Annotated in this window: 28 protein-coding genes; 9 read left to right on the top strand and 19 right to left on the bottom strand. The window is 41.3% G+C overall.

Annotated elements, in window-relative coordinates; genetic code table 11:
• The 3 genes from AAGA18_03605 to ftsY all read right to left on the bottom strand — a co-directional run.
• Positions 1 to 264: hypothetical protein (locus AAGA18_03605; GenBank protein ID MEM9444415.1), on the bottom strand; the 264-nt coding region annotated here is incomplete at its 3' end.
• A gap of 222 nt (positions 265 to 486) precedes the next feature.
• On the bottom strand, positions 487 to 2,292 hold the full coding sequence (locus tag AAGA18_03600) for a ShlB/FhaC/HecB family hemolysin secretion/activation protein (protein MEM9444414.1): 1,806 nt from the start codon (positions 2,290 to 2,292) through the stop codon (positions 487 to 489).
• 190 nt (positions 2,293 to 2,482) lie between these two features.
• Positions 2,483 to 3,343, bottom strand: a complete 861-nt coding sequence (gene ftsY, locus AAGA18_03595; GenBank protein ID MEM9444413.1) for a signal recognition particle-docking protein FtsY — start codon at positions 3,341 to 3,343, stop codon at positions 2,483 to 2,485.
• A gap of 228 nt (positions 3,344 to 3,571) precedes the next feature.
• Here ftsY and AAGA18_03590 point away from each other — a divergent pair, with 228 nt between their 5' ends.
• The 4 genes from AAGA18_03590 (at position 3,572) to AAGA18_03575 (ending at position 6,497) form a co-directional block, all read left to right on the top strand.
• Positions 3,572 to 4,099: a hypothetical protein gene (locus AAGA18_03590; GenBank protein MEM9444412.1), complete on the top strand. Its 528-nt coding sequence runs from the start codon at positions 3,572 to 3,574 to the stop codon at positions 4,097 to 4,099.
• Positions 4,100 to 4,418: 319 nt separating this feature from the next.
• Positions 4,419 to 4,772: a hypothetical protein gene (locus AAGA18_03585; protein MEM9444411.1), complete on the top strand. Its 354-nt coding sequence runs from the start codon at positions 4,419 to 4,421 to the stop codon at positions 4,770 to 4,772.
• A gap of 440 nt (positions 4,773 to 5,212) precedes the next feature.
• Positions 5,213 to 5,935 carry a DUF6882 domain-containing protein gene (locus tag AAGA18_03580; GenBank protein ID MEM9444410.1) on the top strand — a complete coding sequence of 241 codons (723 nt, stop codon included), beginning with the start codon at positions 5,213 to 5,215 and terminating at the stop codon, positions 5,933 to 5,935.
• A 64-nt stretch (positions 5,936 to 5,999) separates the two neighbouring features.
• The gene (locus tag AAGA18_03575; GenBank protein MEM9444409.1) at positions 6,000 to 6,497 is read left to right on the top strand and encodes a hypothetical protein; all 498 of its coding nucleotides are present in this window, start codon (positions 6,000 to 6,002) and stop codon (positions 6,495 to 6,497) included.
• A 126-nt stretch (positions 6,498 to 6,623) separates the two neighbouring features.
• On the opposite strand, the gene AAGA18_03570 is transcribed toward AAGA18_03575, so the two are convergent.
• The 15 genes from AAGA18_03570 to urtA all read right to left on the bottom strand — a co-directional run bounded on the left by AAGA18_03570 (position 6,624) and on the right by urtA (position 19,871).
• Positions 6,624 to 7,460 (bottom strand): urease accessory protein UreD, encoded by an 837-nt coding sequence (locus tag AAGA18_03570; protein MEM9444408.1) that lies wholly within the window; start codon positions 7,458 to 7,460, stop codon positions 6,624 to 6,626.
• A 24-nt stretch (positions 7,461 to 7,484) separates the two neighbouring features.
• Complete coding sequence (gene ureG, locus AAGA18_03565; GenBank protein MEM9444407.1) at positions 7,485 to 8,108, bottom strand: urease accessory protein UreG; 624 nt, start codon at positions 8,106 to 8,108, stop codon at positions 7,485 to 7,487.
• A 19-nt stretch (positions 8,109 to 8,127) separates the two neighbouring features.
• Positions 8,128 to 8,841, bottom strand: coding sequence for an urease accessory UreF family protein (locus tag AAGA18_03560; protein MEM9444406.1), 714 nt, complete (start codon positions 8,839 to 8,841; stop codon positions 8,128 to 8,130).
• A gap of 15 nt (positions 8,842 to 8,856) precedes the next feature.
• On the bottom strand, positions 8,857 to 9,288 hold the full coding sequence (locus AAGA18_03555; GenBank protein ID MEM9444405.1) for a hypothetical protein: 432 nt from the start codon (positions 9,286 to 9,288) through the stop codon (positions 8,857 to 8,859).
• Positions 9,289 to 9,312: 24 nt separating this feature from the next.
• Positions 9,313 to 11,082 carry an urease subunit alpha gene (gene ureC / locus AAGA18_03550; GenBank protein ID MEM9444404.1) on the bottom strand — a complete coding sequence of 590 codons (1,770 nt, stop codon included), beginning with the start codon at positions 11,080 to 11,082 and terminating at the stop codon, positions 9,313 to 9,315.
• A gap of 29 nt (positions 11,083 to 11,111) precedes the next feature.
• Positions 11,112 to 11,441, bottom strand: coding sequence for an urease subunit beta (locus tag AAGA18_03545; protein ID MEM9444403.1), 330 nt, complete (start codon positions 11,439 to 11,441; stop codon positions 11,112 to 11,114).
• Between the two features lie 3 nt (positions 11,442 to 11,444).
• Entirely contained in the window at positions 11,445 to 11,747 is a 303-nt protein-coding gene (locus tag AAGA18_03540) for an urease subunit gamma (protein ID MEM9444402.1), read from the bottom strand.
• Positions 11,748 to 11,896: 149 nt separating this feature from the next.
• Positions 11,897 to 12,715, bottom strand: a complete 819-nt coding sequence (locus AAGA18_03535; GenBank protein MEM9444401.1) for a hypothetical protein — start codon at positions 12,713 to 12,715, stop codon at positions 11,897 to 11,899.
• A 519-nt stretch (positions 12,716 to 13,234) separates the two neighbouring features.
• On the bottom strand, positions 13,235 to 13,546 hold the full coding sequence (locus AAGA18_03530) for an FmdB family zinc ribbon protein (GenBank protein MEM9444400.1): 312 nt from the start codon (positions 13,544 to 13,546) through the stop codon (positions 13,235 to 13,237).
• 24 nt (positions 13,547 to 13,570) lie between these two features.
• Positions 13,571 to 14,791 carry a formamidase gene (fmdA, locus tag AAGA18_03525; GenBank protein MEM9444399.1) on the bottom strand — a complete coding sequence of 407 codons (1,221 nt, stop codon included), beginning with the start codon at positions 14,789 to 14,791 and terminating at the stop codon, positions 13,571 to 13,573.
• Positions 14,792 to 14,853: 62 nt separating this feature from the next.
• Positions 14,854 to 15,543, bottom strand: a complete 690-nt coding sequence (gene urtE / locus AAGA18_03520; protein MEM9444398.1) for an urea ABC transporter ATP-binding subunit UrtE — start codon at positions 15,541 to 15,543, stop codon at positions 14,854 to 14,856.
• A 3-nt stretch (positions 15,544 to 15,546) separates the two neighbouring features.
• On the bottom strand, positions 15,547 to 16,305 hold the full coding sequence (urtD, locus tag AAGA18_03515; protein ID MEM9444397.1) for an urea ABC transporter ATP-binding protein UrtD: 759 nt from the start codon (positions 16,303 to 16,305) through the stop codon (positions 15,547 to 15,549).
• Positions 16,302 to 17,507, bottom strand: coding sequence for an urea ABC transporter permease subunit UrtC (gene urtC / locus AAGA18_03510; protein MEM9444396.1), 1,206 nt, complete (start codon positions 17,505 to 17,507; stop codon positions 16,302 to 16,304). The genes urtD and urtC overlap by 4 nt, the downstream gene beginning before the upstream one ends.
• A 39-nt stretch (positions 17,508 to 17,546) precedes the next feature.
• Positions 17,547 to 18,470, bottom strand: a complete 924-nt coding sequence (gene urtB / locus AAGA18_03505) for an urea ABC transporter permease subunit UrtB (protein MEM9444395.1) — start codon at positions 18,468 to 18,470, stop codon at positions 17,547 to 17,549.
• Positions 18,471 to 18,632: 162 nt separating this feature from the next.
• Positions 18,633 to 19,871 carry an urea ABC transporter substrate-binding protein gene (gene urtA, locus AAGA18_03500; GenBank protein MEM9444394.1) on the bottom strand — a complete coding sequence of 413 codons (1,239 nt, stop codon included), beginning with the start codon at positions 19,869 to 19,871 and terminating at the stop codon, positions 18,633 to 18,635.
• 1,011 nt (positions 19,872 to 20,882) lie between these two features.
• Between urtA and AAGA18_03495 the strand changes: the two genes are divergently transcribed.
• The gene (locus AAGA18_03495) at positions 20,883 to 22,097 is read left to right on the top strand and encodes a PQQ-binding-like beta-propeller repeat protein (GenBank protein ID MEM9444393.1); all 1,215 of its coding nucleotides are present in this window, start codon (positions 20,883 to 20,885) and stop codon (positions 22,095 to 22,097) included.
• On the opposite strand, the gene AAGA18_03490 is transcribed toward AAGA18_03495, so the two are convergent.
• A complete protein-coding gene (locus AAGA18_03490; protein MEM9444392.1) occupies positions 22,090 to 22,308 on the bottom strand; it encodes a hypothetical protein in 219 nt (72 codons plus the stop codon). The genes AAGA18_03495 and AAGA18_03490 overlap by 8 nt on opposite strands.
• 149 nt (positions 22,309 to 22,457) lie before the next feature.
• Here AAGA18_03490 and AAGA18_03485 point away from each other — a divergent pair, with 149 nt between their 5' ends.
• The 4 genes from AAGA18_03485 (at position 22,458) to AAGA18_03470 (ending at position 26,662) form a co-directional block, all read left to right on the top strand.
• Entirely contained in the window at positions 22,458 to 23,729 is a 1,272-nt protein-coding gene (locus AAGA18_03485; protein ID MEM9444391.1) for an extracellular solute-binding protein, read from the top strand.
• A 66-nt stretch (positions 23,730 to 23,795) separates the two neighbouring features.
• Positions 23,796 to 25,796, top strand: a complete 2,001-nt coding sequence (locus AAGA18_03480; protein ID MEM9444390.1) for an ATP-binding protein — start codon at positions 23,796 to 23,798, stop codon at positions 25,794 to 25,796.
• A 3-nt stretch (positions 25,797 to 25,799) separates the two neighbouring features.
• Complete coding sequence (locus AAGA18_03475; protein ID MEM9444389.1) at positions 25,800 to 26,267, top strand: response regulator; 468 nt, start codon at positions 25,800 to 25,802, stop codon at positions 26,265 to 26,267.
• The gene (locus AAGA18_03470; protein ID MEM9444388.1) at positions 26,264 to 26,662 is read left to right on the top strand and encodes a response regulator; all 399 of its coding nucleotides are present in this window, start codon (positions 26,264 to 26,266) and stop codon (positions 26,660 to 26,662) included. The genes AAGA18_03475 and AAGA18_03470 overlap by 4 nt, the downstream gene beginning before the upstream one ends.
• The last annotated feature ends 7 nt before the right edge of the window (positions 26,663 to 26,669 follow it).

The following is a 26,669-nucleotide window of genomic DNA, read 5'->3' as shown; positions in this document are numbered from 1 at the left end:
CGCAGACATCTCTGAAGGCTGCATAAAGGTTGTCGTTTCCCCCACCTGGATAGAAAAATTTTGCCAGTCAATGATGACTCGATCACTGCCTTGGTTGATCGTGAGTGTCGATCCATTTGTGCTGATGGTTGCACTACCACTTACCACGTTTCCACCAGATGGGTTACTGGCAAGCTCAACAGTGCTGAGATAGAAAGTCAAAGAACTTAGGCAGCTCATTTTGAGCAATCCCATTGGCTTGATACGTTCAGGATCCTTACACATTACAGATGCGGATACATTTCAAAAAATTAGTCTGTTCTTTTATGAATTATCGGCCCTAGAGCCAAGAATTATGCTTTAAGCCAAAGATCTAAATATTCCCTAATGATGAAGGGGAAAAATTCTCCATCTCTGGCTAAAGCCGTTTGATCACTCTAATAAGTCAAATATGACTGGAATTTTTTTCCATGAACGGCTTTTGTTGCGGAAAATGTTGTGTGGCTGTTAATAACTGATGGTTATGCCCATGTGTGCTCGAGAATTAAGTCCACGATCTCGTAATCTCTCTGAAGCACCCTTATCGATATTCGTATCTGTCAGCTGCCAAGCATAATCAAAACGAGCTGTCACATAAGGACTGATAGTCAGCCGGAAACCAACACCTGCACCGGAGAGAATGATGTTATTATCTTCTTCAGTAAACGGGTCCTGTGTTGTTAACAGGTCTACTTTATGCATGACTCCATAGTCCCAAAAAACCAGAAACTGCCATTGGTCGTTCCACGCTTCTGTCTGGAAAATCTGACCCAAACTGATAGAGGGTGTTCGTATTTCATTGCGAATTAACCATCCCTCATCTCCGCCACCTGCTTCGCGTTCGTCATAACCACGCACGGTGGTATAGCCGCCTATGCCGAATTGCTCACTAGATATTAGATTCTCATTTGATATTTGAGCATCTGCCTCAAGAATCCAGGTAAAATCTCCAGGCAATCGCGTCACACGATCTAACCCAAACTTGGCATACAAATAGTCAGGTCCGGCTTGAGCTCTGACACTCTCATACTGCTCTGGGTGGTTATGTCCGGTCATATCTCCAGGACTCCAGAAGCCTGTTACACTGAATTGGGTACTCCCCCATGGATCCGCATAACCTAGAGCATAATTCAAATTGAATTGGCTGACATCTGTGGTTTGACCTAACACACGAGTGTCTCCAAATTCCAAGTCATTGTCACTCTGCTTGAAGTCGTAGCCAAAAGTCAACGCGTGATTTATATCAAAGACACTAGGTAAGGGAGCCTCATAACGAAAACTTGCCTGCCAACTTGAGCCCTCTTGATTAAATTGTGGCTGTCCTGGTTGAGGAAAAGTTGTTTCTTCTGCGTCATCTGACTCTGCGTAACTCCCAAAAATAGTCATGGTATGCTTCCAGGGCAATGGAACTACATAACTCCCAGAGTGAGCGTGAAACATATTAAAATGCCCACTGGTGGTAAACTGGTAATTCATGAGGTGGTCTAGAAAAAAAGCATTACCCCAGTTAAAACCTGTAGAGATCCGCTCTAATCCTGTTTGATCATATCCAGAATCATCTAAAGTAGTGTAAAAGCGAACAGGGAAACGATCTCTAACTCTTAGAATTACATCTGTTTTTCCATACTCATCCCCTTTTGAATAAACCAATGAAACCTCACGGAAAGGGTTGCGGTTTACCCAATCCAATTCTCTATTAGCTTTTTCGTATGAAATCGCGTCACCTTCATTAAACTTTACCATACCACCAATCAATTTTGCAGAAAACCATTTATTCCCTTCAACTTTGACTCGACCTAATTTTCCTTCGATCACCAAAATACGCAGAATACCATTTTCAATCGCCTGCTCTGGAATTACTGAATCAACTACTGGCCTATCTTTTTCTCTGAAGAATCTCACCACTTCCCAGGCAATTTGATTTATTCCATCAAGTGTTAATGGTTCCCCTAAATAAGTGTTCATACGACGCATGAATTCCAGATCGTTCAGCAAACCTACATCCCATATGGTCACTGACTGAAGAGGTGGGGCATCTTGATTTTCTAACATCGTGCTCTTTGAATAGAAAAGGAGGCCTTTCAGCTCCGGCAGAATAACTTGACTATTGGTCGGTTCTGGAGGCTCTGCTTCTTCTAATTTTTCGAGCGAACCAGAAGTAGATTGAGGAATCTTGGGAGCAATTTTTTCATAATTTTGAGCATAGGCAGTCGTCGAGGAGAACAACCAAATTCCCAGCATGCTCCATAAGAGCCTCTGAATCGACCAATCCATAAAGTAGGTAACATTTCATTGCTCCAGAAAACCATTTCTATCCCATCTCCCCTTCTTAGAGCACTATGGGCCTATCTAACCCTCTCATAAAAAGATCGGCCCAAGATAATGGACCTTTAGAAATGTAGCTTAGGCGGTATTAATAACCCGATTAAACATTACACCTTGATAAGGTAATAGAAGTTAAGGATTAGCCGAAAAAGCTCTCAACATATGCTTGAGGATCAAAGATCATCAAATCATCCATACCTTCACCTAAGCCTACCATAAGGGTGTCTATGTCCAATTCATCTTTCAATGCGGCCACCACTCCACCTTTAGCAGAGCTATCTAACTTCGTCACAATAGCACCGGTTAAATCTACTCCCTGATGAAAGAGTTTGGCTTGCTGGAAGGCATTACTACCATTGGTGGCATCAAGCACCATGATAGTCTCATGAGGAGCATCTTCATCTTGTTTATTGATTACCCTCTTAATTTTCTCTAATTCTCGCATTAAGTTCTCTTTATTATGCAAACGTCCTGCGGTGTCGATTAAGATTAAGTTAGCTCCATGAGTTTCTGCTTCTTCTAATCCTTTGTAAGCTGCGGAAGCAGGATCTCCACCTTCCACACCACTAGTAATTGTTAAATCAAGACGCTCTGCCCAAACTCCAAGCTGAGCAATGGCGCCAGCACGAAAAGTATCTGCCGCTACCAAATGAACTTTACGCCCTCGCTGCTTAAAACGATGAGCTAATTTGGCAATGGTTGTCGTTTTGCCAACACCATTTACACCCACTATTAACCAAACTTCCTTGGAGAGAAGATCATCTACCGATCTTACTTCATCCTCCCACAATTTATATAATTCTGCCACAGCGGCCTCCTGAGCATTCGTCGCTGAGAGATTTTGCCCTTTCAAGCGTTCCAAGATTTTTTCCACCATCGGAAGACCTAAATCACATTGGATCAAGGTCGCTTCGAGTTCATCCCAATCCACCTCACCATGTTTCATGCGGTCTACCCAGCCTCGGAAGGCTCCCATCATTTTCTTTGTCGCTTGTTTCATAGATTAAAAGATAAAAGTTACGCCTCTCTTTCCATGCTTCAACTCTTTTAAACCGGATGATGTCATACAATTTGAACGAGATGCATTATAATATTGCGTCTCAAGGAAAGAAGTGTCGGCGAAGATCTATGAATGACACGGTTTGAGCATGGCTCTTTTAGTTTTCTATTACCATGAGGCAGTTTAAATTGACTGGACACGGCTCGGATGATCTGAAAACTCTAGTCTATGGATCCTCATGAATTCATTGCCTCAAGTGAGGTGGGAACCGTTATTTACGGTCTTTCGATTGAGCCTGAAACGAGAATAGATTTTCTAGTTCGTGAAAGTAGCAAAAACATTAACTCCATTGTAGATAATCAAAGTGCTAGACTTGAAACCAGAGCAGGCTTGACAGTCGGAGGGGAAAACAATGATATCCTACTAAGTCTACTGCTCTTCACACTCACCCCAGGCGGAACAATTTATGAAACCTTCTGGGACTACTATTACCATGCGAGTCACGGGCAGGAAAATAATATCTTCTGCCATATGTCGGACCAAAAACTACTTCATTTCAATCTCATCGGTGACTCAGGGGAAGTAGAAGCATTCTTACAACTCCCACACCATCTGCAGGACTTTTTCCTAGATGCAATTCAGAATGCTGAAGCAAAACGAGCCTGGACACGAGATGAATTTAATGCTGCGAAGATGCTATTTTCTAAAGGAACTTCTAAAGAAGAAGTATGGAATTCGCTTGCTGGGAGCTCTTAAATTACATCCAAAGGATGCCATCGAGGCTTAAGGATCTGCACAGATCTTAGCCGGAAGAAACATAGCGTCTCCTAGAGGTATCACCTATTTGAGACCCATGTCTCACCTCTATCCGGATTGGCGCTCAGACCATACGATTGATATATCTTCGTCGACTCTCTTTTCCTTATGCCTCAAACTATTATGTATCTCCTTGAACTTCTGTGACATCATCTGGGTTCAATGGATGCCAGCAATTAGTGAAATGTCTCTTGTAATTTTTTTTAATCCCCAATACTCTCACAAATCTAATATGACTCAGCCAGGAGAATTCGAATTAATGGTTTCAGAAGCACTTTCAAATAACTTAGAAGCAAACCAAAACGCAGCGGCTAGCCCTTTCAAGTTAGTCATTGACCCCGAAATGCGTTACCGCATTAAAAAAGCACTTTTTGATCTTATAGACAGCCATGATCGTTCATTAAGCCACTACGTATCAGAAGGAAGTTTAGATTTAGAGTCTTACAAAGAGTACATAGAACTTTTTGCACGTTGCTTAAGGGAAACCATGGAAAGCCCCGAGGGTGTAGCCTATCTTCTGCAATCTGCAGGATTTAAAGTAGACTCAGGCGAAATTAATCTCTACCCAGAATGGAGATGGAAAGAGGGTAAAACCCCGCCTTCTTTGGAATAGATCTAGTTATTCTACTTAGACTATTAGTTCAAGTTATAGGGATCATGATTACTACATCGTACGGTGACATCATCATCCTTAATCATTAACGGAATAAAATAACTAAAAGTATTTTGAATTTTAAAGATTTTAAATATTTAATTATACCTTGTCACTAAGCTTAGTTGGTCTATATTTCACCCTAAGTTAGGAATTGGGGACAGGGACTTTGCTGTATAAGGAAGAGTGATCATACTGATAAGCTCTATTGCTTTAATGGAGCTACATGAAAAACCTTAGGATGGCGCGATCAGGTAATCTACTCTTCCACAAATTGAATAGAGATGTAAAAGTGACAACAAAATCATGCAAATTTTCTGGGAACAGTCCACTGTTACAATCAGTCTTTTGCTATGGTGGAATATACTACGGACTAAGTTTGATAAACAAGGGAAAGTAAAATGAGCCCATTAGATGATATGGTATGCGACAACATCGGTTTGATCGCTGATTATCAAATTGTATTAGAAAATATTTTAGGCGCCCACAGCGCGTCTTTAGATCGGTCTAACTCAACTATTGAATTTCATACGGATTCCGGTGATAGCTATTCTTCAAAAGCTCAAATTATCGGGTCATATGTTGAGTCGTCAGGCAAATGGACTTGGGCCTGGGGTGGGTACCTTAATTTTTTTGATAACTATAGCCTGGAGGCTGCGGAGGCCATCAAAAAGATAGGCAAGTCATCAAATATCGAAATGCTTACTAAGAGAAAAATCAAAGTAGATAAAAACAAACCTTGGGATTTTGTTATCTATGGGGCAGCGTTATTAAAACTGCCTTTCTACCGTATACTCCATAAGGAATCTGAAATTTTCCTCTTACTAGAAAACACGGATATCGTTCATCAAGAATCGCCGCCAATTAGTGAATTTGCAGCCCGCTATCAAGAAGCAATTCGGATGACTTTTATTATTCAGCAAAGAAGAGCGCTTACTTCCTATGCTAACCAACACGGATACCAAATTCTTGAGCGAGACCTTTATGTAACTGTCCTGGATAGCGTAGGTTACCAGCTAATTTTTGAATTTGATGAGTATGATATTTTCAAGGGGTTGATAGATCATATTCCAAGCAGTAAATTGCAATCATCCTCACAAAAATCCAATTCATGGGATAGCTAATAAGTAGCCCAAATATATTATTTAATAGCTGTTCAGTGGGCATAAAAGTAGCTAGGTGTAGATCATGAACAATTTGAATCACTCATACTCAAAGGACGCCTTTCTTTCTTTGTTATTGATTACCACAGGCCTAATTTTTTTGCTGAATCCACATACATCTTGGTCCTTGGGCAAAAAAGCAAATGAAGAAGCAATCGATTTAGATCGAGACAATATCTCCATTCGTTATGAGGAAGAACAAGCATTCATCACTTACACGCTGCCTTATGCTAAGGGAGATGTGCTGTTCTCCACAAAAGTGATTCTAGGAAGAAAGAAAAAAGATGGTGAGATGTCACGGCTTACTTTTCAGTATCAAGCCATTGTCAATGTTTCGACGACAAACTTTGACCAGAAACAAAACTATAACATCACATGGAACCTTCCAGCCAAAGAACTAGAGTACTACAGGCATATAAAACTAGACACCTATATACGCAATCTACAGCCTATAAAACTCACTGCGGATCACATCAAGACGATTAGCCAGTGGAATGGGTCTGCCGTCGAAATGACACCCTAAATGACTTTAGACATCCCAAGACTACCGGTATTCTCTACCAAAGTGATTTCAGGGTTAGATTCATTTTCTTCTAAGATAAAACGAAAAAACAACATCGAGCTGACCTACATTTCCTTGCAAGTAAAATTAAAGTTTTCTGACTGTTACTGATAAGTTATGCAATAACCCTGAAAATAATTGGCGGATTTCGAGCATCACTTTGCGCAGCCTAAGAATACACAAACTCATTCCTTTGATCATGATTGCCCGGTGATCATAAGAACTGAATCCAAGATAAAGTTCCTTGCCGCCTAGCTGGTCTAACTTTTGGTAAAACTGCTCTTTGATCTCAGACAACTTATCTGATAACACCCATATACTAAAATAATAAGTCTGCTCCCAGTTGGGAACTTTAAGCATCCAAGGATTTTCTAATGGATTTAAGTAACAACGCTCCAAAGAGAGTAAATCCCCCCCATAAGAAATCTTAAAATTCCAATCCAATTGTTCAAATTGCATATTTTCCCCATGAGTTAACCTTCCAGGAGCAATGATCTCTGCAAAATAGACTTCTCCACCGGCTTCTATTTCAACCTCACACTCTTGGCGATAACGTGATTTTTTTTGTGGCACAAAGAGCTCTGGAAACACCTCTAACCACCCACCTTTTTTGACAGTATATTTTATGTGCTGAGAAGCATCCCCCTTATGCATACTATAAACACGTTGTGCACTAGGAGACGTTAACAGCAGGGAGGCAGATTCACCGACCATCACACTGCTGGTCATGCGATCACCAGCGAAAATCCCCGCAGTTGGATTTGTCACTTGAACCAATAATACGGACTCATTCCAGTAAGTCTTGCTGATATGGTAAGGAACTGAAAAATACTGATGTTCTAAAAAGCTCTTCCCTTCCTTCTCTTCACAACGAAGTTCTAGCCTTCCCTCTAACGAAGATATGACGTCCTTCTGAGTCTTCATACGGATATGAATAAAAACACTAAGTCAATTTACATCAGCAAACAAAACATCATGCTTTACCCACTCTACTAAGGAATCAACCCCTTTATTTGAACGCATATCACAAAGTAAATAAGGTTTCGCGTCCCTCACTTTATGAGTATCACGATCCATATTCTCTAAACTAACCCCTACATGAGATGCCAGATCAATTTTATTAATGATTAACAAATCACTATGAGCAATAGCAGGACCCCCTTTTCGAGGAATATCCTCTCCTCCTGATACATCAATGACATAGATAAAAATATCCACCAGTTCTGGCGAGAAAGTTGCTGTTAAATTATCTCCTCCACTCTCTATGATGATCATCTCTAAACCAGGAATGCGTTGCTGCATCTCATCAATGGCGGCAAGATTCATTGCAATATCATCTCGAATAGCCGTATGAGGACAACCTCCTGTTTCTACACCCATGATCCTGTCTTCACTCAGAGCACTTTCTCTACGTAGCATCTGAGCATCTTCTTGCGTATAGATATCATTAGTAATAACTGCCATATCACATTGATCTCGAAAAGTTTGGCACAGTTTTAAGGCAATGGTTGTTTTACCACATCCTACCGGACCTCCAATACCAACTCTTATCAATGATTTCTTTTCTTTCATAAAATTTTCTTTCCAACCCTTATGATAAAAACATACGCGAAAATGCGCGCTGGTGTTGACACGCCGCTATATCTAACAAAGGAGTAAAGGAGCCTATTTTCTCCGGTAAAATGGTCATAGCCTCATCTACCAAATATGAGGCGTTCTTCGAATGTTGATGCAATATTCTCTGAATCGCAGTTTGCCCTAAACGCATAAGCTTCAGGGCAGCAGTTAAGATCGATGCATAATTTTGGACCGAATAACTGATCATAGCTACTTTTAATGGAATTTCTAATGTCCAGCTTTCTATAGCGCTAACCACCGCGAGGTGCTTAGATGGAAGGGCACTATCTATTTTCTCCCATGTGATGGAGTCGATACTCTCAGCTCCTATCACATCTCTAAGCAAACGAAATCTTTGTTTCCCTACTCGGGTAGAAGCAAGTCGAAATTCCGTTGGTTGCTTAGCTGCACCAGACAATTTATCCCAATAGCTGAGCTCAGCAAAATCACCTTTGTCCAATGACAAGTAAGCGTGGTGCAAAATAGGCAACTCTAGATGCTTCAAACTATGGTCTATCTCCTGCTCAATAAATAGTTGCAAATCAGATTCATTCTTAATCACGCCTATCTGCAACATTCCCTCTAAGCCATAAGAATGAGAAAAACTGCCTGTAGGATAAGCGCTATCAGACACCTGTAAAAGCTTAGATAAATAATCCTTAGATAAATCTTCAACTCCATTCAACATAGTAGATGAGAACTTTCAGTGATGATGATGCCCTGAGTGAGCGGGTGGGCAGAAAATATCCTTTTTTTCTAAATACCTGATCTCAGCACCTTGAAGTTTTTGCCTGATAGTCAATTCATTCACCATGTAAACCTTCCCCTCCCTCACTTCTATAGGTTGGTGCATATTACCGAGCAACCAACCTAACTTGACTGCTTCAGTTCGATCTCTAGGAATTTCCACTTCAAGAACCGACTCATGCTCTTGGGTGATTCTATACAACACTTGGTCGCCTTGCCAAAAAATATCACCTTGCTTAAGCGGGGCATCAAGAGCAAAAGCAAAATCTTCACCATCCTCCGCAGATTTTCTCCAGCGTCTTTTCTGTAGAAGATGGCGGTCCACTTTTAGAGGAATGATCTCAAGGCTCTCATCAAACTCCTCTAAGACCTTTTCTATTAACGGCATGGAAATCCTTTTACGGTGAGTCTTTTAGAATAGAAAATACCTCTGGGCTAGAGGAACTTCAGCAGCAGGTTCACAAGTAATTACTTCACCATCCACTTTCACCGTATACGTTTCGGGATCTACCTCAATTTTAGGTTGTGCTGTATTATAAACCATATCAGCTTTAGTGATCTTCCGAGTATTCTTAATTGCGACTAGAGATTTCGATAATCCTAGTTTTTCAGCAATACCCTTCTCAAGCGCCAGTTGGTTCATGAAACTAACACTTGCAGAGCCCACAGCCTTGCCAAAAGAAGCAAATTGCGGGCGATAGTGCATAGGCTGTGGGGTAGGAATAGAAGCGTTCGGATCTCCCATATTAGCCATAGCTATCATTCCACCCTTCAAAACCATCTCCGGCTTTGCCCCAAAAAAAGCAGGTTTCCATAAAACGATATCCGCCAGTTTACCTATTGCCAGAGAACCTATTTCATGCCCCATGCCGTGAGTGATTGCAGGATTAAGTGTGTACTTAGAAATATAACGTAGCGCCCTGAAATTATCTGCTGCTGGATGTTGGCTTGAATCCAGTTTACCAAATTGCGCCTTCATTTTGTGAGCCGTTTGCCATGTGCGAGAAATAACCTCTCCTACGCGGCCCATAGCTTGACTATCGCTCGCTATCATGGAGATCACTCCCATATCATGTAAAATGTCTTCCGCTGCAATCGTTTGAGGTCGAATACGTGATTCTGCAAAGGCCACATCCTCAGGAATCTTAGAATCAAGATGATGGCAAACCATTAACATGTCCAAGTGCTCCTCAATGGTGTTCACTGTAAACGGACGTGTTGGATTCGTAGAAGATGGCAAGATATTAGATTCAGAACAAACTTTAATAATATCAGGAGCATGACCACCACCTGCGCCTTCTGAATGGTAGGTATGAATAGTCCTACCTGCAATCGCATTAAGTGTGTTTTCCACAAACCCTGACTCATTCAAGGTATCTGTATGAATGGCCACTTGGATATCTAGCTCATCTGCGACCTGTAAACAGCTATCTATAGCACCAGGGTGTGTCCCCCAATCTTCGTGCAATTTAAGTCCAATGGCACCGCCTTCAATCACTTGCTCTTTCAAAGGCTCCTGTGTTGAGCAATTTCCTTTTCCTAAAAAACCTAAATTTACTGGAAACGCATCCGCTGATTCATACATGCGGTGGATATTCCATATGCCAGGAGTGCAGGTGGTAGCATTCGTTCCAGTCGCTGGCCCAGTTCCACCACCTAGCATGGTGGTTACCCCGCTGCATAGTGCTTCATCAATCTGTTGAGGACATATAAAGTGGATGTGCGCATCAACACCACCCGCTGTAACGATCATACCTTCACCGGCAATCACTTCTGTTGCCGCCCCAATAGTCATAGGATGAAATTGGCCTGTGTTAGGGTCTTTCAAAACGGATCCTATGCCGCTCTGAATTCCTGGATTTCCTGCGTGGCCTATACCGACAATTCTACCGTGTTTGATACCAATATCAGCCTTAACCACTCCTACATCTGAATCGAGTATCAAAGCGTTGGTAATGACGAGATCTAGTGCTTCAACGTCAAGTGCAACTGGAGATTGACCCATCCCGTCGCGGATTACTTTCCCCCCCCCAAACTTGACCTCATTTCCATAGCCCGCTCGACTGGCAATATAGTCTCTTTCTACTTCTATAAAAAGATCGGTGTCACCTAAGCGAATGCGGTCCCCCACTGTGGGACCAAACATTTCAGCATATTGCTTTCTAGATAACTCTAAGGACATCGCACCTATTACTCTCTAATAAAAACTAATTAATTTGATGACCTATTTGGCAGAGAACCATTCACCTTGTTGTTGAGACCATAAACCTCTCGTGTACCTGCCATGGCCACCAATTCGACTTCACGTAGATCACCAGGCTCAAAACGGATCGCGGATCCAGCAGGAATATTCAAGCGAAAACCTAATGCCAAATTTCGATCGAAATCTAATGACTCATTGACTTCAAAAAAATGAAAATGACTACCTACTTGAACTGGTCGATCTCCTTGATTGGATACAACAAGTGTAATTAATTCCAAACCCAGGTTAGCCTTTAAGGCTTCCGCATCACTTGCAACAATTAACTCTCCGGGAACCATAAATCAGCGGATGGGGTTATGAACGGTTACTAGTTTTGTCCCATCAGGAAAGGTTGCTTCAGCCTGAACTTCTTGAATCATTTCAGGAACACCTTCCATGACATCTTCTCTCTTAAGTATAGTAGTGCCATAACTCATAAGCTCAGCTACCGATCTGCCGTCGCGAGCTCCCTCATAAATTTCATAGGTTAGTATAGCTACCGCTTCAGGATAATTTAGTTTGAGCCCTCTTTGTTGCCTGCGCTTTGCTAAATCTGCGGCAAGGACAACTAATAACTTATCTTTTTCTCTAGGAGAGAGGTGCATTTGTATGATGCCTACAAATTGTATTATAGATAGGGTTAAAATTCTGTAAGTGCTTTATATCAGCATAAAGCTGGACAAGCCTCAAGCTCGCCCAGCCTTACAACCATAGGAAGAAATATAATTTTTATTTCAACTCAACCCAGTCCTGATTAGAAGGACCAAGAAACACCAGCATTAGTCGTTATGATATGATCGTCTGGGTTATTGATGTTATCACCATCTGTGTAGTAATAATACATACCAAAGTTGAATGCAAATTCTCCGAACTCAACTGGAATGAAATCTAAAGGGTAGCTAAATTGCGCACCAGTCTGGATGTAACCAAATCCACCTTCATTATCTACGTGGTAACCTTCAGTTAATAAACCAATTGCTAGTGGAACACTTACACCAAATGGGCCAAGATCGAAGTCATAAGCAATTGCAGGAACAAATACTACACCTTCATTTTGAGCACCGTTACCATCTACACGCCCGTGGAATGTCAAACTTGGATTTAACCAATGATCGTAGGCAAGTGTAAGATCAAGGATTCTTTCACTATCACTAGCATAGATCCATTCTTGATACATCAAAGTAGCAGACCATTTTTCATAGGTATAGGTCATACCTCCCCATAAATCAATCTCTTGGATGTCGTCACTGAGTGTTCCATCCTGGGTGTTATCATTCACATCCCACCAGGTACCGAAATGTAATGTAAACCCTTTGCCAAGATCGACATCAAGCCCTGCACTAGGATTGAATAGTGCATCACTCCATCCTCTACCAGCACCCCATACGTCAAGTCCATATGACATGAAGTGTGTGTTAAAATCAAGTGACACATAACCGGATACTGCAGATCCAATTTCCTCTTCTTCAACCGTTGGTTCGATTACCTCCATGTCTTTCATACCCGCTTGGGAAACTTGAACAGACATAAAGACTGCCGCTACTGGCAGCCCTAACTTTTTTAACCATTTCATTATTCTTTTACTCCTTTGTTTATTGTTTTTTATTCCACCGAATAAACTTAATCGATTATAGTTCAGCACTTTTCATGCCTGAATGAATAACATTCATTATTTCTATGAGTATTTTGCAATATTCCATATTCTTCAGATGATTACTTTGTTACTCGCATGGTATGGTGCTATTTATACGACATGAATGAGCAACAAAATCACACTGACTGGGCAAAAGGATACATACTTTCTTAACCAATACAACCTTTCTATAACCATTATTTCACTCTTTATTAAATTAATTAAGCCAGATGATACTCTTTCGATTTAAAGATACTATCCTCAAGAAAATCTGAGCCTGATAGAAATATAGAGTTTGGACAGATATTCCTGAACCCACTCTTCCTTCTAGCTCAAGCTTTAAGGCATTTCGTCCAACTTCCTTTATATAATCAGAGCCAGAATATGGTCTTGAGCCATATACTGCTCAAGACCATATAATGCAGCAGTGAATTCTAAGCACCGTTTATTACAAACACACTATTTGTGTTCGATCACCCAGGGCCTGCTGCCTGTATAACTCTGAAGCCCTTTTTTACGCTCTTTCTTATGGCTATGACCTCTACCGCAACAGGTAGATGTCTTACAAACATGTGGTTCATGCCTGCTTTTCTCATTACGAGCCTCTGCTTGCATACGCAAGGAGCCCAACCCACTTAACCGCGGCACGGTAATCATTCTGTTTGATTCAATCAAGCAGTCCGGGCAGCGCATAGCCTTATGGCGATCTTGCATCGAAGCGAAAGCTTCAAATGGACCGTGTTCTTCACAATAATATTGATACAGCGGCATAACTAGTTCTCAGCATTTGGATTCTTAACTAACTACCGCTAAATCCGTTTCATTTATAATCGGACTAGGACCTGCTGCGCCAGGCTTGACATCAAAATCAAATATTCCAGAAGGTATGGCCAAGGTGGTACATGCGTTTGGTATATCAACAATACCACTGATACGGCCTTCAACTGGGGCAGTCCCAAGAATGGCATAGCCTTGAGCACCCGTGTATCCAAATTTCTTGAGATACTCAATAGCATTTAAACAAGCCATACGGTATGAAACATGGGGATCCAAATAATACTGCTTTCCTGCCTCGTCCACGGAGATGCCTTCGAAAATCAAATAATTATCATAAGTGGGCTCCATAGGACTGGATTCGAAAATCGGATTTTTGACACCATATTTTGCCACACCATCCTTTATCAAATTGACTCGTATATCAAGGTATCCAGCCATTTCGATAGCACCACAGAAGGTGATCTCACCATCTCCTTGCGAGAAATGAATATCACCCATGGACAATCCTCCCCCTTTGACATAGACAGGGAAATAAACTTTTGATCCACGTGTTAAGTTTTTGATATCACAGTTACCTCCATGCTCTCTTGGCGGCACAGTCCGCGCTGCCTCTGCGGCAGCTGCTTTAGCTGCGTCTGGACTCATTCTCCCCATGTGTGCTGTTTCAGCATAGGGCAAAGCACACAAAGGAGGGACCCTTTCAGGTTCCGTATTGAAGAGTTCTGTCTCTCTTGTATTCCATGTATCGAGTAGGTCTTTTGAAGGCAAGCACCCTATCAATCCAGGGTGCATAATTCCTGCAAATTCAACTTTAGGAATATGCCTAGAGGAAGTATACACCCCGTGGAAATCCCAACATGCCTTCCTCGCCTCTGGAAAAGCATCAGTCAAAAATCCGCCTCCATTCTCTCTGTCAAAAATACCTGTAAATCCCCATTCTGAAGTTGGTAATGCACCTACATCAAGGATATCGACAACCATCAAATCTCCCGGCTCAGCGCCTTCGACTCCGATAGGACCACTTAGATAGTGTACCTTTGACAGGTCCACAACTTTTATGTCTGTAGCAGACTCGTCATTTTTAATCTGTCCACCTGTCCAGTCTACACACTCTACACGAAACTCAGCTCCAGGTTTAACTGTCGCCACCATGGGTATATCCGGGTGCCACCTGTTATGCAGCACGTCTTGCTTCTCTGGCACTTCACTCACATCAATTTTAATTAGGGTTTCAGGCATTATTTTCTCTTTCTTTTAGGTTATCATTTTGTTTTCGTTTCTACGAAATTCTAAGAAACACTCTAAACAGCAAGAAGACTTTTGATGTGTTCGGGGTCCACATTTTCTTTGTCACTTTCATAAGTAAACTCACCTCCATCGATGACAATAAAACGATCGCAAGCCTCCATAGTAAAAGACAAAACCTGCTCTGCTACAATAATGGAGATATTTTTCATATCTCTAATCTTCTTGAGGACTTTGGCAATGTCCTTAATAATAGAAGGCTGGATCCCCTCTGTAGGCTCATCTAGTATAAGAACTTTAGGTTCTGTAACCAAGGCTCGCGCAATAGCTAGCTGCTGCTGCTGTCCCCCAGACAAGTTCCCTCCTTTTCTCGCTCCCATTTCCTTTAAAATGGGAAACAAATCATAAACGTAGTCAGGGATTTGAGATTTACCCGTTTTCTGTAATCCAGCCTTGATATTATCGGTTACCGTCATCGAGGGAAAAATCATTCTTCCCTGGGGCACATAGGCTAAGCCGGATCTCACTCTTTTGTAACTTGGCATGGGCGCCAGATCAACCTCTTCCAATGTAATACTGCCCTCTTCAGATGGCAGTATCCCAATGAGTGATTTAAGGAGAGTGGTTTTACCCATCCCATTCCTCCCCATGATCCCTAGGATATCATTTTGCTTTAAGTCAAAAGATAGACTGGGGATCACATTACTTTGGCCATAAGAAACTTTTAAATCTTTTATATTAAACATATACTAATCTCCTAGGTAGACTTCCTTCACTTTAGGATCGTTCTTAATATCCTCCATGGTTCCCTCGGCTAAAATTTTGCCTAAATGCAAAACTGTCACTCGGTTAGCAATTGACTCCACAAAATCCATATCATGCTCGATAATGATGATAGCTCTATTTTTAGCGATCCTCTTGAGCAGTTCCGCAGTTGCCTCACGTTCCTTGACACTCATTCCCGCAACCGGCTCGTCCAGCATGATAAGTTCTGGATTTTGAACCAGCAGCATCCCAATCTCTAACCACTGTTTTTGGCCATGACTTAATAGATCCGCCCTCGTATCGATATGATCTAGAAGATAAATATCCTTGATCACCTCCATGATTCGCTCGACTACTTCATCAGAACGAGTAAATCTAAGTGACTCGAAGACGGTCTTACCTTGTGGGTAGGAAATTTCTAAATTTTCGAATACCGTCAAGCTATCATAAACTGATGGTGTTTGAAATTTTCGGCCAATCCCTAAGTTAACTATTTCATGTTCCTTGCGCCCGATAAGTTCCGTATTTTTAAATTTGATGCTTCCTTCGGTTGCCCTGGTCTTCCCAGATATCAGATCGAGAACAGTTGTCTTACCTGCGCCATTAGGACCAATGATTACTCGAAGTTCTCCATTATCTACATAAAGAGTGAGTGAATCGACTGCCTTAAATCCATCAAAGGAAACCGTGAGGTCCTCTATACCGAGGATGAAATCTGTATTACTACCAATTGTCTGAATCATTTTTCTGCCTCCTCAAGTTTGGGACTACTTTCTATTGGCATGGAAGAACCCTCTTCCTTACCACTTGCTGGCTTACCTTTCTTTGCATAATACCAAGCCAAAAACCTAGGTTTGATATGATCTGTGTAGAGCCCCGCAAGTCCTTTGGGTAAAAGCATCACAATGATGATGAATAAAGACCCGTAGAAAAATATCCATAAATCCGCATTGGCTTCAGATAGCGCAGTTTTCGCAAAACTAATGAGCAAGGCTCCATAAGCTGCTCCATAGAGACTAAGTCTTCCTCCAACAGCTGTGAAGATCACCATATCAATAGAGGGAACAACTCCAATTAAGTTAGGTGACATAAAGCCGACCTGGAGAGTAAACATCGCGCCTCCAATACCTGACACAAATGCTGCCGCGCAAAAAATGAAAATCTTGAAATTCGAAATATTATAACCTGAAAACTGAACACGTTGCTCTCTGTCTCTCTGAGCAACCAAAACTCGACCATAACGCGATGCTAAAATATAACGGCAGAAGAAAAGACATAAAAAGAGCAGCGCGACACATACAAAATATAGAATTACTTGAGCAGATTCCGTTCGTATGTCCCATCCGTTTAAGGTCTTTAGGTCCGTCATACCGTTAATGCCACCGAAGTAGCCCTGGTTACCAACTATAAGGTACCATACACAAGCGACCATGGATTGGGTTAAGATCGCAAAGACCACAGGCCCAACTCGACCTTTGAAATAAAAAAAACTCATGCAGAAAGCCACAATGGTCGGCAAACATAAGATTAATATCAGGGTAAGGGGAAGGCTTTTAAATGGGTACCAAAACCACGGCAACTCCGTAACCTGATTCCAATCCATAAAATCGGGAATACCAGGCGTTGTTTGTATTTTTGTGCTTTCAGGATCCGAGGCCTCAAGCTTCAAAAACATAGCCATACAATAGCCTCCTATACCGAAGAACAGTCCCTGCCCTAGACTCAGAACACCTCCATAACCCCAGCACATCACGAGGCCCATTGCCACAAATGCATAGCTTAAATACTTTCCTGTCAAGTTTAGCCTAAATGTATTCAACGACAGAGGTAAGACTATGAACAGTAATAAAGATAGCGTAATCAAGCATACCAAACCACTCCTGCCCCCTATAATTTTTTCATAGAAATATACAAATGGGCTGCTGTTATCTACTTTTGATTTCATTGTTTTTATCTCTCTTTAAAATTATTTAAACTTTAATGACTAGGTCCGGATTTTCTCCGAGAAAAGACCTTTGGTGAACTTCATCAATACGGCAAAGATAATCAGATAAAGCCATACTTTTGCCAATGAACCCGTCATGAAAAACTCTAATATAGATGAGAGTAATGCTAAGAAGCCTCCGGAAATGAAAAGGCCAAATAAGCTTCCTAATCCACCCACAACTAATACTAGGAATGCATCAACTATATAGTTAGTTCCAGCGGTTGGTGAAGTCGAAGCAATGGTGGTAAAGAAAGCCCCCGCTACTCCAGAAATACCACAAGCTATGGCAAACGTGAGTCGGTCTGTCATTTTCGTATTAATACCTAGAGCTCCGCTCATTTCGCGATTTTGCGTAGTCGCTCTCATCTTTAATCCCCAACTCGTTTTGCGCTGAAAAATAACCAGCCCTGCAGTCAACAAGATGGTCAAAACCATCAAGATTAATCCACTTAAAGGGATATCAATCCCATCAGCTGGTGACCAAGATCCCATCATCCATTCAGGAAGTGTCGCGCTCATTTCTCTCGCGCCAATGAAGGTTCTAAAACACTGTTGTAAAACTAAGCTAAGACCCCAGGTTGCCAATAAAGTATCAAGCGGCCGTTTGTACAACCGGCTGATCAATGACATTTCCACCAGATAACCCACGCCAAAAGGAATGGCAAAAGCTAATGGTATAGCTAGAAGAAAATAAAAATCGAGTAGTCCTGGCACAGCGTCTGTCACCATTCTCGAGACCAAACACATGGTATATGATCCCATTACCAGGAACTCGGCATGCGCCATATTAATTACCCCCATTTGGCCAAATACAATATATAGGCCAAGCCCCATGAGAACGTAGATGCACAAAAGACTAACTCCCGCAAAGGACTGCATCGTTATTACTGAAAAAATCTCTTGATATGTATAGTCACCTATCATCTTTGATACTTCCTAAATCTAAACTTTTTTTCTTCCCAATTTTGGTAAGCAAGTGGGGAATGTCGCTTACCATTCCCCACCGCTAACCACTTCACTTCATTACTAGGATTTACCACTTCGCTTTACGCGTAGAGTATATATAAAGAAATCAATCTTATCTTACTGATAACCTTCTGGATAAGGATATGGCTCAATGAGATCAGGTGATGTTGAGACTACTTCAAACTGTCCGTTTTTCAGGAACTTTCCGATCTTGGAATAGCTCCATAAGTGGTGGTTGGTGTCATGTATGCGCACATAACCCTCAGGAGCATCTTTAAATTCTACACCACCAGAGGCTTCAGCAATCTTATCGATGTCAAAGCTTCCACATTTTTCTACAGTAAATTTCCATAACCAAGGGCCAAGGTAAGCAGCTTGAGTTACATCCCCAATTACACTGTCTTCTCCCCATTTCTTTTTAAAAGCCGCTACAAAAGCTTTGTTGGCAGGGTTGTCAAGAGATTGGAAATATTTCATGCTGGAATAGAAACCTTCACAATTCTCACCCCCAATCCCCAATACCTCGTCTTCTGTGGTTGAGATTGTTAGTAGGTTGTACTTGTCTGAAGTCACGCCAGCAGATTTAAGTTGCTTGTACCAAGCTACGTTACTACCACCGACAACCGCAGTGAACATAAGATCAGGTTTCTTGAGTTTGACCTTATTAATCAAAGAACGGAAGTTTGTGTGACCTAGTGGATAATATTCCTCACCCACTACCTTACACTTAGGATCTTTCTTGGTTAGGAAGTTCTCCACATGCTTACGAGCAATTTTCATAGATGTTCTAGGCCAGATATAATCGGAACCTATGAGGTAGAAGGTTCTGGAATTGAGTGTATCATAAGCCCAGTCTAAGCCATATAGAATCTGCTGAGTCGCTTCCTGACCCGTGTAAATAACATTCTTTGAATCTTCCAAACCCTCATAAAATGTAGGGTAATAAAGCATATTATTTTCTTTTTCAAAGATAGGAAGAACAGCTTTTCTTGAAGCAGATGTCCAACATCCGAATACACAAGCCACTTTATCTTTGATGATCAGCTTTTTTGACTTCTCAGCAAATGTTGGCCAATCACTCGCACCATCTTCTTGGATAATCTTGATTTGACGACCGAGGATTCCTCCTGCTGCATTGATTTGTTCGATGGCCAAACGCTCAGCTTCTACGGATCCCGTTTCACTGATAGCCATTGTTCCTGTAATCGAATGCAGTTGGCCTACCGTAACCGTGTCATCGGTCACCGCCAGTCCTGTTGTATTGACCTTATCTGTCGGGTACTTATCAAGCATCGGGTTTGCTGCCTGAAGATTTGCCAGCCCTAAACCTAGAGCCGCACACACCACAAAGGTCATACGCTTTGTAGTTATTTTGTATTTCTTTAAGGTATTTCTATTCATTATCATCCTTTCTTTTAAGCTTTCATTCTTCCGAAATCTCGACTAGATCACGCATTTCTCCAAAAGCTCAACTTCATGTCGAGCGTTCAAAAGCACTATGCGTGCCACAGATTAATTTTATTTATTTTTTTGATGAGAATAATTGATGGCATATGCACTAAATCGCTTTTCATGAGCGTTTTCTTTTGCCTAGGTATATACTTTTTCGCTTACATTCTGGATAATTCTAAAGAACTCTCTTCCTATAACATCTTAAGAAACAATGCGTTACATCATAAGATGCTTTGTTTAGAGAAGAGCTTATAAGTCGTAAGCCCTGCTGGGCGAGCAACTGATGTGTATGACAATAAAGATCAAAAAAATGAAGAGACAAAAAATGAAAACGGATTGCTAAAATTACATAAGACCAAAAAAGATTTAGTTCACTTTGCCCAACAATTGAGTCATCAATTGACGGCCAAGTTAGTGAAATCAATTAGCTATCGGAAATTTGCAAAGTTTTTAACTTTCTCTCCCGTGTTCATTCACTAAAGTCTACATACACGTAATAATTCCTATATGCTCGATTTTAAACTTTAGACTGTTCCTATTTAATCTCTCTGCATTATTTGCAACAGTCAGCTAATTCATCAGGGAAATGACCTCAAATATACCCACATTTTCACATTCCTATGTAGTTGGGTCTGCTCACATTACATAAGGATCTAGCCAATCCCTGGAGTTTGAGCATGTTCTACCAAAAGTATGCATGCCCTGTATCCATCACCTGTCAGCTCACTAGATAGTCGAAGTGAAAGAATCGGCCACTACTATCAGGTTGATTATACCATAGGGGTTCAACGAGATGGGTAGGGGCTTAAGCCATTCCTTGAGTTCTGTTAGAGAGCTAAATCAGCAGACCACAGAACACTAAACAAGTCCTTATTGAAGGATTGTGCTTTATGCGAATTTACGTATCTTTGAATTATGTTACGTATACTCCTATTCATAGTTTGCTCCAGTTACATGCTCACAAACTCGCTGCTAGCACAATGGAATCAATGGCGGGGCAGTGCTTCAGGCAATGGCGTGATTGCTAACTCCGATAGCCAAAGTATGCCTATGACTTGGTCTGATTCGGAGAATGTCCTCTGGAAAACTCCTGTCCCTGGAGTCGGCTACTCTTCCCCCATCATTTCTAATAATAAAGTAATCCTGACGACTTCCGAACCTAAAACTGGAACCCAATCCCTTTTATGCTTTGATTCTGCTAGCGGCGAAATGCTTTGGAAAAAGCAGGTTCATAGAGGCAGATTCTTCTCATCAAATCACAAAATGAATGCTGACGCCTCATCTACGCCGGTTACAGATGGCAAAAAGATCATCAGCCTATTTGGGATTAATGATGCGATCTACGCATCTGCTCATGATTTCGATGGCAAGGAGATCTGGAATATTAAGCTGTCCGATTTCAAGTCTCAATTTGGCAGTGGTGCATCACCTCTCTATTATAATGATATGCTGGTTCTTCCAGTAGAAAATGAACCCACTATAGCTGTCTATGGCTATGATCTAAGCGGAACCAAAAAATGGACCATCAGCCGCCCTCTGAAAAAACGCAATAGCTGGCATACCCCAAGAGTCTTTGAGATAGATAAACAACCCCAATTGATTTTCTCTGGCCACAACAAGCTGATCTCATACGATCCGATGACAGGGAAGCAGAATTGGTCCATTCCAGGAGGTTCAGCGGTCACTGTAGGTTCAGTAGTCATGGACGGAGATATTATCTATACCTCCGGTGGGTTTCCTGAGAAAGGAACTTATGCTTTCGATATTAAGACCAAAAAGCTACTCTGGTCCTCTAAAGTTGCTACTTATATTCCATCTATCGTCGCTTACAACGGTCGGCTTTTTGCAGCAACCAATAATGGACGGGTCTTTTGCCTCGATGGGCAGAGTGGCCAAGAGATTTGGTCAACAAGCACAAAAAAATCTATCTCTTCCTCACTATTTGTGGCCAATGACCGGCTCTTCATTATAACTGAGGATGGCACAACGAGGGTTGCCAAGACCGATTCAAAAGAGTACGTAGAGCTCCATTCCAATAAAATTCCAGGACTTACTCGGGCCACTCCTTCAATTGTCGGCAATCGAATTTATTATCGGGCAGAAAATCACCTTTATTGTCTAGCTAAATAAATAAGGCTTTTCCTTCGGTAATTTGAGCCCCTAGATCAAGGTTTTGAGGATCTATTTGAGTCATTTTCTGATGAAAGGAATCCATTTCTTCCTGCCCCTGTTTAACTCGGATGATATCATGACCCCATAATGATTCGTGTACAATTTTGGCTTCAAGAAACATAGAGTCTTCTTGCAGCATCACCTTTGAATACATCTTCTCGACTCTCATCTCCTTATCACTCAAGCTCTTATGGATCTTCTTCTACTTCCACCAGATCACATCTGCGTATAAAGTTTATGCTGCCCGGGTCGATTAATATCATTATCTGATTCTACTATATTCATGCAGAATCAGTTATATGGATAAAATCGAAATTTATGCCCAAAACTGCCTCAACACGTAGATCTTTTATCAAGAAGTTCGGTAAAGCAGCAGTTTCTACAGCGTATTTAAGTCAGGCTCCCTATGTATGGAGTAAACCATCGATTACACTTCGAGTTTTAGGAACACATGTAACACTACAAGAGCAACTGCGCGTGCAGGCTGAAAAAGACCTCGGCTTCAAAATAGAATTTGAAGCAGGGGGTAGTGCCAAGGTATTGCATAAAGCTTCTACCCACCCAGAATCATTTGACCTCTATGAGCAATGGTCTAACAGCATTAATGTTCTTTGGCAGGCAAATGCTATTCAACCGATTGATCGCCAACGCCTTAGATATTGGGGTGAAATCAATGATCTCACGAAAACTGGCCGTATTACCCCTGAAGCAAAGCTAGGCAAGGGAGATGCACCCTATAAATTGCTCTATGTTCAAGACGATCAAAGTCTAGGATCCAAGCAAACGGACTTTATCAGTTTCCTGCCTTATGTTCATAACGCTGATTCATTTGGCTATAATACTCAGATCATTCCTGAAGGAATCCCCTATCAGACAGAAAGCTGGTCTTGGCTTTTTGACCCTCGATATAAAGGAAAAGTCGCTTTGGTTAATGCCCCAACAATAGGCCTATTTGATGCTGCACTCGCCGCGCAATCTTCCGGATTGATGAACTTTGCTAACATAGGAAATATGACCAAGGATGAGATCAACCAACTTTTTATCATTCTAAATGATCTAAAGCGTCAAGGTCATTTCCGTGGGATTTGGAGCTCTGTACCCGACTCTGTAAAACTTATGACGAGCGGAGAGGTTATTATACAAAGCATGTTTTCTCCGGCTGTATCTAGCCTTAACGGAAAAGGAATTCCCTGCATCTATGCTGCCCCCAAAGAGGGTTACCGCGCGTGGCATGGCGTCATGTGCCTTTCCCAAAAAACGAGCGGTTATCAGAAAGACGCTGCTTATGACTATATGAATTGGTGGCTCTCTGGATGGCCTGGCGCCTTTGTTGCCAGACAAGGATATTATATTTCCAACCCCGAGCGTTCACGTCCACTCCTAGATAATGATGAGTGGAATTATTGGTACCTAGGCAAATCAGCCGCAAAACCATTGCAAGGAACCGATGGCAAAATTTCTGTTAAACCCGGTCAAACTCGAACAGGAGGGTCATACGAACGACGTATGAGCAACATCGCGGTATGGAATACAGTCATGGATAATTATGAATATAGCCTAACGCGCTGGGGAGAATTCTTGCTCAGTTAACTGGCTTATTAGATATGAGGACCATATAGATTTCTAACCCGAAGGATCAATAGAAGTTAAAAACAGATGTCTAAAAACTTGAGTTACAAGGAGAAAAGAGCCGGCCAAGATGTATCCCAAGGTGATCCTCCCAGGAGACCTGATGGTTTTTGGGGGCGAGATCTTGCTCAGATCTTTGAGTCTGTATTAAATCATCTGGGTTTAAAAAATCTCGGTATCCGTAACCAACTCATCCTTGGTTTTGGCGTAGTCATCAGCTGCTTTGTGATTCTTGGAATCATTACCTCCTTCAAACTTAGCTACCTAGACCAAAGTGTTCACAGAGTTCAAAATATTTCAGAAAATTCCGCAGCAATCATTGAAATTAATCGTCAAGTTCTTGAGGTTCAGCAACTAGTCTTGCTTTACATATACACGGGTCAAAGTGTCAAAAAGGAAAGAGCTCTCGAATATAAAATGCAGATCCAAACTCAACTCGAAGACCTAAAAACTCAATCCCTAGATCCTGAGACCTTGAATTATCTAGAGAGAATGCTTAAGCATCTTGACTCTTATATTTCAAATTTTAATGAAATAACCTTAGAACGAACGCTTCAAACCACTTTAATAAATGAAACGCTTCCGAATTTAAGCTCCAGGACAACGGTCATTTTCAATACTCTTAATAAAAATTTAATTTCCTCAAATAACAAAAGTTCTAGTTCTAGCCTTGTCAATGCTCTCAACCACTTTCTTTTGGCCAAGAGCTATACTAAACAGTTTTTTAATAACGCTGACTCTAGCTCATTTAGAGCTGCAAAGTCTGAAATCAAATTAGCTAAAGAAGAACTCAGCAGTATCCCAGCCTCTCTCGATAATCAAAAAATGATTGATGAAGCCATTAAGTCCTTAAATGAATATGAAGCTTCTTTGATTCGGGCAGTCCAAGCTACACGAGCGTACCTCTATTTAGTAAATGTCGTGATGGCCGGCGAAGCCTCAGAATTCACCTATAACTCTAAACAACTACAGGAACAAGCTGTTGAAAAGTTAAGTAAAATTCGCGGGGATAATTCCGCCATAATATCTTTCAGTATTTTCGCAAACCTAGCCCTTTTCGTCACAACCATAACACTCAGTATTATTTTCTCATTTCTCGTGGCGAAAAGTATTATCTCCCCATTAAAACAAATTACTGAGACCTTCACACGACTCATCAATGGAGATAAGGAGGCAAATATCACCGGTTTAGATAGAGATGATGAAATTGGTCAAATGGCAAAAGCAGCCGATATCTTCAAAGAAAAAAATCAAGAAACAGAAAAACTACTGAAACAATTCCAAAAGCTTTCCTCTGACTTAGACGACAAGACCACTGCACTTGAACAAGCCAACGAAGAAATGAAAATGTTCGTCTATACCGTTTCCCATGATCTAAAAACACCCATTGTTTCGTGCATGGGATTCATCGGTATGATACGCGATCTTGCAAAGCAAGGTAATTTTGATTTAGCCCTGAAAAAAATTGACCGGCTCGAGAGTAACAACCACCGCATGAACCAATTAATCTCAGATATTTTGGACTTGAGTCAGGTTGGACGCATGAACCAAGAATACGAAGATTTAGACATGAATGAACTAATCGGTGATATATACAATCATCTATCTGATAAATTTACTGAATTGGGCTTTCATGTTGACATCTCCAGCAACTTACCACACCTCCAAGCCAACCGGTCTTCAACAACCCAAGCTTTTGACAACATCCTCAATAACGCCATTAAGTACTGCAGCAACACAAATTCCCCACAAATTAAAATAAGAGCCTCACAAGATAGCTATGAAACCGTATTTTCCATTGCAGACAATGGCCCTGGAATACCCGAAGAATATCATAAAAAGGTATTTGGACTTTTTAAAAGGCTGGAATCGAAAACTGAGGGAACCGGCATCGGTTTAGCAATTGTCTCAAAAGTCATGGAAACTCATAAAGGAAGAGTATGGGTAGAATCTAAAGAAGGGATCGGTTCTACTTTCTGGTTAGCCTTTCCAAATCAACAAACCGACGTGAAAATTCAACGAAATTAAAGCATGAAACAATCTCATGAACCTTTTCATATTCTTATAGCAGAAGATGATGAAGACCACGCAGAACTTCTTCTCTACAAATTAAAATCAATTGAGACTAAAACAAATCCGCACTTCGTTCATGATGGTGCGGAAATCTTACAATATCTCAAGAATAGGAATAATCCACTCCCTAAGCTGGTTATTCTGGATCTCAATATGCCCAAACTTAGCGGCTTAGAAGTTCTTGAAAAAATCAAATCGTCTGAGAGCCTATTCCATATACCCGTGATTATTCTTACTACATCCGATGCTAAACAAGACCGTATCAAAGCATTCAAGCTGAGCGCTAATAGCTTTCTTACCAAGCCCATGGATTTCGAGGATCTTTCTACCATGCTGACGGACCTTATAAGATACTGGTCCCTTTGGCATCAATCTCTAAGCCAGTCTGAATACCTTGAATTGCAAGAAAAGGAGAATAATAAATGAGCAGCCTATCAAACCTCCAAGTCTTAATCATTGATGACAACCCAGACCACCAGGAAATACTTGAGTATAACCTCAACAAAATTCCTGACTTTCATGCTCAAATAACCAAAACCTTAAACCTTGCTGAAGGCCTCAAAGCGTTTAAGGAAAAGCAATTTGATCTCGTTTTCCTGGATATGAACCTACCCGATAGTTCGGTCGACCAAACCGTTCCCAAATTTCTTGAAAAGAGATCTCACTCGGTCCCTATTATTGTGATGAGCTCCTTGCATCAAAATATTATGCTCAGGGGAATACCTATTGAAGCAAGCACTTTTCATCTCTCTAAGACAGATCTGAGTCCTGAAATACTTCAATCTGTTCTAGAACAAGCAATAGAATCTACGGAATTATAAAAAGTCC

It is taken from the genome of Verrucomicrobiota bacterium, assembly GCA_039192515.1.
Lineage (GTDB): Bacteria > Verrucomicrobiota > Verrucomicrobiia > Methylacidiphilales > JBCCWR01 > JBCCWR01.
Note: the sequence above shows the minus strand (reverse complement) of the source record. Positions and strands in the feature narration are given on the sequence as shown.